Origin of the sequence: Amycolatopsis sp. QT-25 (assembly GCF_029369745.1) — a bacterium.
Classification (GTDB): domain Bacteria; phylum Actinomycetota; class Actinomycetes; order Mycobacteriales; family Pseudonocardiaceae; genus Amycolatopsis.
This window is the reverse complement of sequence record NZ_CP120210.1, coordinates 3353123-3362372: the sequence shown is the minus strand read 5'-3', so window position 1 is coordinate 3362372 and position 9250 is coordinate 3353123. Positions and strand designations below refer to the sequence as shown.

Below are 9250 nucleotides of genomic sequence, written 5' to 3'. Positions count from 1 at the left end.
TCATCGAATCAATCACGGAACCCGCCATGACATGATCGGCAACCGCTTTGGACCCCTTCGGATCGATCTCCTCGGACGAGTGAGGGACGTCACGCAAGGACGCGCTGCCTACCCGCTTCTCGGGCGACGCCACCCGATCGTCGCAACGGCATTCCGTTCGGTGGAGTGCCCGATCAGTCGACGTGCACCGAAAGCGACCCCGCTGGGCCGTTCGCCTGCTCGACGACTTCACGTCTGCCCTTGTTCGCGACGACCATTCGAAACAAATGCGGAAGTCGGTAACATGGCCCAATCGGCTGCGCGAAGTGGGGCGGCCGCGTCGAAACTCGAGGGACATTTCTCTCGGTTCCACTCTCTCCTGGAACACCTTATGGCACGGCATGTTCATGTCCGTGACACACACTCCTGACAATTGAATCAAAACGAAGAAGCGGGCATGGCTTGAGATGACGTGGCCGACCGCTTGAGCCACGATCGCTTATCAGGAGGAACCATGCCCACCACATCAGGTTCACTGCGCAGACTCGTCCTGACCCCCGCGCTCGGTGAAGTCTCCTTCGCCACCCGCGGTTTCGACGTGGCGGATTCCGACGCCGTCCGCAGACTGGAAGCGATACCACAGGCGGTCGTCTGCGGATTCGAATGGGGTATGGACACGCGAAGCCTGTGGGAACTCGAACGCAAACTCGAGTTGATCGAACCGGAAATGCGTGGCTTCGCCTACGAGGGCGCCACCATGGCGTTCACCGTGCTCGACGCGATGGGCGGCGGGCACCGCACCCGCGACCTGCTCCGGGGGCCGGGGGCACCGCATCTTCTGCTCGCCTACATCGGGATCGGTTTCGCCATGGCGAGACTGCCGAGGATGCTGTGGAAGAAGGTGCTGCCGTCACTGGACGACTCGCTGTTCCACCCGGCCATGAGCTGGCTGGCGGTCGACGGTTACGGGTTCGATCTCGCCTACTTCGACAAGAAGCGCTGGGTGGATCGCCAGGAGGTACCCAAGCCCTATCCCTGGCAGGGGACGCCGGACTACTTCACCCGCGCGGTGGACCAGGGTCTCGGCCGGGCGCTGTGGTTCATGCACGGTGGTGCCCCGGCCGCGGTGGCCGCCGCCGTCACCGGGTTTCCCGAACCACGCCACGCCGATCTCTGGTCGGGGGTGGGCCTGGCCGCCACTTTCGCCGGCGGGTGCGACGAACCCGGATTGACCACACTGAGAAGAGCCTCCGGTGTCCATGCGGCGTCGGTGGCGGTCGGTTCGGTCTTCGCGGTGAGTGCTCGCACGCTGGCGGGATACAGCCCGCCGCACACCGAAGTCGCCGCCAAGGCCTTGACCGGCCGCGGTCCCGGCGAACTGCTCGAAGTGGCGGCCGCCACCGCTGTCACCACCGGCGAAAACGGCCTGCCCGCCTACGAACTCTGGCGCCGCGGGATCCGTGACAGGTTCGCGGAACCGGCCACGCCACGGGAAAAGCCGTCCCGATCCAGAACGTAGAAAACGCGAAAACCCGGTGACGCCGATCCGGTGCCCGCAGCACCGGAGTCGGCGTGCTGCCCGAAAACGAAACGCACCCCAGCCCACGAGCGGAGAAGCCATTGGCCGCCATGTTGAGAGCACTCAGGCGACAGATCCTGACACCCGGTGTCAAGGCGACGCAGGTCGAAACACGCGGGTTCCACGTGAAGACAACGGCAAGCAAGGACTTGCTGGAAACCGTGGGAAGAACATTCCTCACCGGGTACGGATTCGCCGCGGAGGCTCGTACGGTCGCCGAGGCGGAGGCCGAACTGGAACAGGTGCCGTCACGCTTCCGCGGCTTCGCCTACGAAGGCGCGGCGATGGGCTTCGCCGTCATGGACGCGTTGCCCCTGACCAGCGGACGCCGGGTCCGCGACGCGCTGGCCGCCCGAAGCTCACAACACGTCTACATGGCCTACATCGGCGTGGGGTGGGCGCTGGCGAGGCTCCCCCGGTTCCTCTGGCCCGACATCACCGCGTACGACCCGTTGCTTCGCTGGCTCCTCCTCGACGGCTACGGGTTCCACCAGGCCTACTTCCACACCGCCAAGTACGTCGGGGAACAGTTCGTCGACAGTGCGTTCTCCTGGCCGGACGAACCGGCCTCATATGCCGACCGGGTACTCGACCAGGGCATCGGGCGGGCTTTGTGGTTCGTCTGCGGCACGGACGCCGAACGGGTCTGCACCCAGATCGAAGGGTTCGCGCCACGGCGGCACGAAGACCTCTACAGCGGAGCGGCCCTCGCGGCCACCTACGCGGGCGGCGTGGACAGGGAAGAACTCCAACTGCTGCGAAAGCGGTCTGGCGAGCACTGGCCACTCGTCGCGCAGGCCAGCGCCTTCGCCGCCGAAGCACGCGTTCGGGCGGGACTGGTGGTCCCGCACACCGGCGTCGCCACCGAGATCCTCTGCGGCATGAGCCCGCACGAGGCCGCCGAACTCACCGTCCGCGCCCGCCCGGGCTCGGCCGAGCCGCAGGCCGGAGTCGCCGCCTACGAGATCTGGCGCCGGCAGACAGCCGACCAATTCGTCTCTCTCGGAAGGTGTTGACCGATGACCACGACGTTCGGCCCGCTGCGCAAGCAGCTACCCGGCATCCTCGCGGTGGTGCTGCTGGTGATCGGATACCTGCTGGTGCGCCTCCCGGTCGCCGCCTCCGCCGATCAGGACCGCATGGCGAGCAAGTACGCGTTCACCCCGATGACGATCGCGCTGCCCGCCGCGGCCAAGCACCAGAGCATCCGCAAGGTGAATAAGGACTACGAGCACATTCGCGCGTGGATCTCCTCGGTCGGCGCGGCGGTCGCGATGAACGACCTCGACGGTGACCGCCGCGCCAACGATCTGTGCCTGGTCGACCCACGCAGCGACCAGATCGTGATCACCCCGACGCCGGGCGCGGGCAGCGACCGCTACGCCCCGTTCGCACTGGACCCGGCACCGCTGCCGACGAGCGACATCATGGCGCCCATGGGCTGCGTGCCCGGCGACTTCGACGAGGACGGCCGGATGGACCTGCTGGCCTACTACTGGGGCCGCACGCCGATCCTCTACCTCACCGAGCCCACCGCCACCCGGCTCGACGCCTCCACCTACCAGGCAACCGAACTGGTGCCCGGCGACAACTCCGACGCCGGGCGTTACACGGGTCCACTGTGGAACACCAACGCCGCCACGGTCGGCGACTTCGACGGTGACGGGCACCAGGACATCTTCATCGGCAACTACTTCCCCGACGGTCCGGTGCTCGACGACCGCGTGCGCACCGGGGTCGAGATGAACCACTCGATGTCACACGCCCACAACAGCGGCGGCAAGTACCTGTTCCGCTGGACCGGGGCGAGCGGCGGCGACCGGCCGAGCGCCACTTTCAAGAGCTTCGACAACGCGCTGCCAGGGCTGGCGAACACCGGCTGGTCGCTCGCGGCCAGCGCGACCGACCTCGACGGCGATCTGTTGCCGGAACTCTACGTCGGAAACGACTTCGGTCCGGATCATTTGCTGTACAACCAGTCCAAGCCCGGCCAGTTCGCCTTCACCGACGTGATCGGGGCGCACACCCCAGGGGTGCCCAAGTCCAAACGGCTCGGCAACGACTCGTTCAAGGGCATGGGCGTGGACTTCGGCGACCTGAATCACGACGGCCTCAACGACGCGTTCGTCAGCAACATCACCACCACGTTCGGCATCCAGGAAAGCAACTTCCATTTCCTGGCCGACGCCAAGGACCACGCCGGGATGCGGGCCGAGATGAGCAAGGGCGTGGCGCCCTACGCCGACCGCAGCACGGAAGCGGGGACCGCCTGGTCCGGCTGGGGCTGGGACGTCAAGATCGCCGACTTCGACAACAGCGGTGACCCGGTGATCGCACAGGCCACCGGCTTCGTCAAGGGCGCGGTCAACCGCTGGCCGCAGCTTCAGGAACTCGCGACGGCGAACGACGGACTGCTCGACAATCCGCTGTGGTGGCCCAATCTCAAGGCGGGCGACGACCTCGCCGGCGACCAGACGCTGCACTTCTTCGTCAAGGGTTCCGATGGCCGCTACACCGACCTCGCGCCGAAGCTCGGGCTGGCCGTACCGGTGCCGACCCGGGGTATCGCCACCGGCGACGCCGACGGTGACGGCCGCCTCGACCTCGCCGTCGCCCGGCAGTGGGAAGCGCCGGTGTTCTACCACAACGACAGTCCGGACACGGGCTCCTTCCTCGGCTTGCGGCTTTCCCACGACGCACCGTCCTCGGCCGGGCCTTCCGCCGCCACCGGCTCGCCGGTGATCGGCGCCGAGGCGACCGTCACCACCGCGGACGGGCGCAAGCTCATCGGCCGGGTGGACGGCGGCAGCGGTCACTCCGGCAAACGCAGCCACGAGCTGCACATCGGCCTCGGCGAAGAGGTGTCCGGACCGGTACAGGTCCATCTGCAATGGCGCGACCGCACCGGTCAGGTGCGGCAGCAGGACCTCTCCCTGAACGCGGGCTGGCACGACCTGCGGCTCGGCGGGCAAGCCGAACCCCTGAAGAAATGAGGTGACCGACATGACCGAGCACGCGATCGACGCCCAGCCGAAGGACGGCGTCCAGAACGGCAAGAACACCGCTCCGCGGCACGATCCCAAGGTGATCACGGCCCTGCGCCGATTCGCCATCTCGATCACGATCTTCAACATCCTCGGCTACACCGTGCTGGGTTTCGAACAACCCTGGTCGTGGCCGCTGGTCGCGCTGGCCACCGCCTACGCCACCGAAATCATCCTGGAGCTGGTCGGTGCGAGGATGGAGGGGCGGGCGGCCCGCTTCGCCGGCGGGGGCGCCAAGGGAATGATGGAATTCCTGTTCCCCGCCCATATCACCGGCCTCGCACTCAACATGCTGACCTACGTCAACGACCACATCGAGGTGATGGTGTTCGGTGTCGTGGTCGCGGTCAGCGCGAAATGGATCCTGCGGGCGCCGGTACGCGGTCGGCTGCGGCACTACATGAACCCGTCGAATCTCGGGATCTGCGTCATCCTGTTGCTGTTCCCGTGGGCGAGCATCGCCCCGCCCTACCACTTCACCGAGAACGTGGACACCTGGATCGGCTGGCTGATCGTGGCGATCATCCTGATCTCCGGGACCATCCTCAACGCGAAGCTGACCGGCCGGATGTGGCTGATCGGGGCCTGGTTGGCCACGTTCGCCCTGCAGGCGATCGTGCGGGGGTGGCTGTTCGACACCTCCATCCCGGCGGCGCTCGGCATGATGACCGGGGTCGCCTTCGTCCTCTTCACCAACTACATGGTCACCGACCCGGGCACCACTCCCGCCAAACCGGCGTCGCAGGTGGCGTTCGGCTCCGGCATCGCCCTGCTCTACGGCTTCTTCATGGTCGCCCACGTGGCCTACGGTCTCTTCTTCGCCACGGCGGCGGTGTGCCTGATCCGCGGTTTGTTCTTCTGGTCGCTGTACTTCGTCGACAAGGCCAGGGCCCAGCGAGAAGCGGACCTGCGTGAAGCGGGAGAGGGCGAGACCGTGACCCTGCCCGGCAACGGCAACGGCAACGGCAGCAGCAACGGCAACGGATACCCCGGTGCGCGGCCGAAGGACGACTCCGCGGCTGTGCGCACATGACCACCCGGCTCGTGGTCCGGCGCGAGGTACCCCCAGGCCCACCGCGCCGGGCCACGCTCAACCTGCTGAGGATGCTGTTCACCGACCGGCTCGGACTGATGACGTCGGCGGCGCAGCGGCACGGTGACGCCGTGCGGATCGCCATCGGGCCGAAGGCGATGTACCTGTTCAACCACCCGGACTACGCCAAGCACGTGCTCGCGGACAACAGCGCGAACTACCACAAGGGCATCGGTCTGGCGGAATCACGACGGGCACTCGGTGACGGCCTGCTGACCAGCGAAGGCGACCTGTGGCGCAAGCAGCGCAAGACCATCCAACCGGTCTTCCAGCACAAGCGCATCGCCCGGCAGGCGGACATCGTCGCCGACGAGGCCGGGAAACTGGTGGCCAGGCTCAGCGAACACGAACACGGCGAGCCCGTCGACGTTCTGCAGGAGATGACCCGGCTGACCCTCGGGGTACTCGGCCGGACCCTGCTGGACGCCGACCTCGGCCGCTTCGACGCGGTGGGGCATTCGTTCGAAGCCGTGCAGGACCAGGCGATGTTCGAAGCCGTGACGATGAACCTGGTGCCGTCCTGGCTGCCACTGGCCAAGCAGCGCCGGTTCCGCGCGGCCCGTGCCAACCTGCGCGGAGTCGCCGACAGACTGCTGGCGGAACGTCGGCAGAGCCCGGTCCCGGACGCCGACGACGTCCTGACCCGGCTGATCGCCTCCGCCGCCGAAGACGACGACCCCCTGGCCGCCGGTCGGCGGGCGCGCGACGAGCTGATCACCTTGCTGCTGGCGGGACACGAGACGACGGCGAGCACACTGGGCTGGGCGTTCGCCCTGCTCGACCGCCATCCTGAAGTGTGGGAGCGGCTGCACGCCGAAGCGGTCGACGTACTGGGTGACCGGCCGCCGGTCCACGCGGACCTGCACCGGTTGACCTACACCGCGGCGGTGGTGGAAGAGGTCATGCGCCTCTACCCGCCGGTGTGGCTGCTGCCCAGGATCGCGCAGGAGGCCGACGTGATCGGTGGCTACGCCGTGCCCGCCGGCGCCGACGTGATCGTCAGTCCGTACACGCTGCACCGCCATCCGGCGTTCTGGGACGCGCCGTCGGAGTTCGACCCGGACCGGTTCGATCCGGCGAACCCGACCGACCGGCCGCGGTACGCCTACATCCCGTTCGGCGCCGGTCCGCGGTTCTGCGTCGGAAACAGCCTGGGCATGCTCGAAGCGGTCTTCGTCATCGCGAGTGTCACCCGCGCGCTCAAGCTGGTCAAAACCCCCGGTTATCGCGTCGTTCCGGAAGCGATGCTCTCCCTGCGCATCCGCGACCGGCTCCCGATGTCGGTCCGCCGCGCCTGATCCCGGCATCCCGACATCCGCCAAGAAGGAGACAGAGTCATGCCACCAGACAACGCCGAACGCCGCAGGCGGACGATGACGCTCGAAGCGTTCGCGGACACCATCATCCCCGGGGAGAAGCGCTCGCCGGACGACCGGGCGATCGCGGGCGCGTCCACCGGGCAGGGCGCCGTGGCGGCGGGTGCGATCGAACTCCTGGAGACGCCCGCGGCCGGCCTGGTCGACCTGCTGGACGGGTTGACCACCGTCCTCAATGGACACGCGACGGCCCGTGCCGCGAGACTCGGGACCACTTTGGACTCCGGGATCCCCCCGTTCGTCGCGCTTTCCTTCGACGACCGGACCGAGCTGGTCGGCGAACTGCTCGCGCCGGGGCACCCCGAGAAGGAGGCATGGGTCGGGTTGGCCCTCTTCAGCAACATGGCCTTCGACACGGCCGCGCACATGCACACCGTGGACGCGCTCGCCGCCGGGCATCCGGGACTGGCCGCCACCGGGTTCGCGCCTCCGGACGCCGACGGCCTCTGGCGCTTTCCCGCGTACTCCTACCGGCGGAAGTTCGCCGAACTCCACCCGCACACCACTGCCTCGGGGAGCCCCGCGTGAACAGCACGGAATCCACCGACGTCCTCGTGATCGGCACGGGTTTCGGCGGCGCCGTCGCCGCCTACCACCTGGCCGCCGGCGGCGCCAAGGTCGTCATGCTCGAACGCGGGCCGTGGGTGCGCAGCGAGGAGTTCGAGCACGACTTCCTGCTCGGCTCTTCCTATACCCGGATCTTCGACTTCGTCGTCGGTGACGGAATGAGCCTGCTGGGCGGCAACTGTGTCGGCGGCGGCAGCGTCGTCTATTTCGCGGCCATGCCCCGCGCGCCGAAGTTCGTCTTCGACCGCCAAGGCTCGATCGGGCGCCGCATGTGGCCGTCGTCGATCTCCCGCGACACCCTCGAGCCGTGGTACGACCGCGTGTCGGAGGCCCTGCCGGTGTCCATGTCGGACTGGAACCAGGTGACCTACGCCGGTGGCTTGTTCGCCGCCGCGTGCAACCACTCGGGCCGCACGGCCAATCCGGTACCCGTCGCCATCGACGTCGACCGCTGCACCAACTGCAACTGGATGATGTCCGGCTGCCGGTTCGACGCCAAACGCTCGCTGCTGCTCAACTACCTGCCCGCCGCGGTCGCGTGCGGTGCCGAGATCCGGCCCCTGCACGAGGTACAGCGGCTCTCGCGCACCGACCGCGGCTACCGGGTGCACTATTCGACCGTCGACGCGGAGGACTACCGGATCCTCCACGACGAGGGCGTCATCGACGCCAAGATCGTGATCATGGCGGCGGGCGCGGGCGCGACGCCGGTGATCCTGCAACGGTCCGCCGCCGCGCTCGGCGGAATGCCGGACGCGGTCGGCCGCTACTTCTCCGGCAACGGGGAACGGCTCAACACCGCGATCGTCGACGAGGACAGGGCCCGTGAGCTGTTCGGCCTCGACCGGGGCGACGGCCGGGCCTACGAAGCCAACCAGATCGGCAAGGGCCCGTGTGTGGCCAGCTGGGACGACCTCGACGCCAGCCTGCCCGAGTATTCGCGGTTCTCGTTGGAACAGCTGTACTTCCCGCCGGGGTTCGGCACGATCCTGGCTCAGGTCCCCGGCGCGGCCGCGCCGAGCTGGTTCGGGCGGGAGAAGAAGGAGATCGTCGGCAAGTGGCAGTCGTGGCTGACCACGTTCACCATGAGCGAGGACGACAACGAAGGCGTGTTCGGCCCGCCACCACCGACCGGTAACGCCCACCGGATCTCGCAGCAGATGCTCGGCCGCGGCACGATCAGCTACGAGCCGACCGCGAACACCCGGCACGGCTGGGAGATCTCGGACGCGGCCGTCAAGGCGGTGATGGAACGCGACGGGCTGGCCAAGGTCATGCCGTGGACCAACGACGTCGTCGGCGCGTACACCGTGCACCCACTGGCTTCCTGCCGGATCGGCGACGACCCCGCCACGTCGGCGCTGGACGACCGGCACGAGTTGCGCGGGCACCCCGGTATCTTCGTCACCGACGGCTCGGCGGTGCCCGGCGCGCTGACGGTCAATCCCGCGCTGACCATCGCGGCACTCGCCGAACGCGCCATGCCCGGGATCGTCCAAGCCGCGAAGGATCGCGGCGTCTCGGTGAAGTACGGCGCGCCCTCGCCCCTCGGTGAGATCGCGGGCCGCCGCGGCACGCTGCCGCTGGTGTCGGATCTGGCGGTGCGTTAGCG

7 protein-coding genes are annotated in these 9250 nt (G+C 68.1%); all 7 read left to right on the top strand.

Annotated elements, in window-relative coordinates; genetic code table 11:
- Positions 1-493: 493 nt before the first annotated feature.
- The 7 genes from P3102_RS15625 to P3102_RS15595 all read left to right on the top strand — a co-directional run bounded on the left by P3102_RS15625 (position 494) and on the right by P3102_RS15595 (position 9248).
- Positions 494-1498, top strand: coding sequence for a DUF1702 family protein (locus tag P3102_RS15625; RefSeq protein WP_276370034.1), 1005 nt, complete (start codon positions 494-496; stop codon positions 1496-1498).
- A 110-nt stretch (positions 1499-1608) separates the two neighbouring features.
- On the top strand, positions 1609-2574 hold the full coding sequence (locus tag P3102_RS15620; RefSeq protein WP_276370033.1) for a DUF1702 family protein: 966 nt from the start codon (positions 1609-1611) through the stop codon (positions 2572-2574).
- A 3-nt stretch (positions 2575-2577) separates the two neighbouring features.
- Positions 2578-4551: a CRTAC1 family protein gene (locus P3102_RS15615; RefSeq protein ID WP_276370031.1), complete on the top strand. Its 1974-nt coding sequence runs from the start codon at positions 2578-2580 to the stop codon at positions 4549-4551.
- A 10-nt stretch (positions 4552-4561) separates the two neighbouring features.
- A complete protein-coding gene (locus P3102_RS15610) occupies positions 4562-5635 on the top strand; it encodes an enediyne biosynthesis protein (RefSeq protein ID WP_276370030.1) in 1074 nt (357 codons plus the stop codon).
- Positions 5632-6993 (top strand): cytochrome P450, encoded by a 1362-nt coding sequence (locus tag P3102_RS15605; protein WP_276370028.1) that lies wholly within the window; start codon positions 5632-5634, stop codon positions 6991-6993. Before P3102_RS15610 ends, P3102_RS15605 begins: the two co-directional genes overlap by 4 nt.
- Before the next feature lie 39 nt (positions 6994-7032).
- Positions 7033-7599, top strand: coding sequence for a DUF5987 family protein (locus P3102_RS15600; protein ID WP_276370027.1), 567 nt, complete (start codon positions 7033-7035; stop codon positions 7597-7599).
- Positions 7596-9248 carry a GMC family oxidoreductase gene (locus tag P3102_RS15595; protein ID WP_276370025.1) on the top strand — a complete coding sequence of 551 codons (1653 nt, stop codon included), beginning with the start codon at positions 7596-7598 and terminating at the stop codon, positions 9246-9248. The genes P3102_RS15600 and P3102_RS15595 overlap by 4 nt, the downstream gene beginning before the upstream one ends.
- Positions 9249-9250 lie beyond the last annotated feature (2 nt).

What these genes read in the sequence shown, in the direction of transcription:
- P3102_RS15625 (WP_276370034.1), top strand. Translation starts at nt 494, where the DNA reads ATGCCCACCACATCAGGTTCACTGCGCAGACTCGTCCTGACCCCCGCG.
- P3102_RS15620 (WP_276370033.1), top strand. Translation starts at nt 1,609, where the DNA reads ATGTTGAGAGCACTCAGGCGACAGATCCTGACACCCGGTGTCAAGGCG.
- P3102_RS15615 (WP_276370031.1), top strand. Translation starts at nt 2,578, where the DNA reads ATGACCACGACGTTCGGCCCGCTGCGCAAGCAGCTACCCGGCATCCTC.
- P3102_RS15610 (WP_276370030.1), top strand. Translation starts at nt 4,562, where the DNA reads ATGACCGAGCACGCGATCGACGCCCAGCCGAAGGACGGCGTCCAGAAC.
- P3102_RS15605 (WP_276370028.1), top strand. Translation starts at nt 5,632, where the DNA reads ATGACCACCCGGCTCGTGGTCCGGCGCGAGGTACCCCCAGGCCCACCG.
- P3102_RS15600 (WP_276370027.1), top strand. Translation starts at nt 7,033, where the DNA reads ATGCCACCAGACAACGCCGAACGCCGCAGGCGGACGATGACGCTCGAA.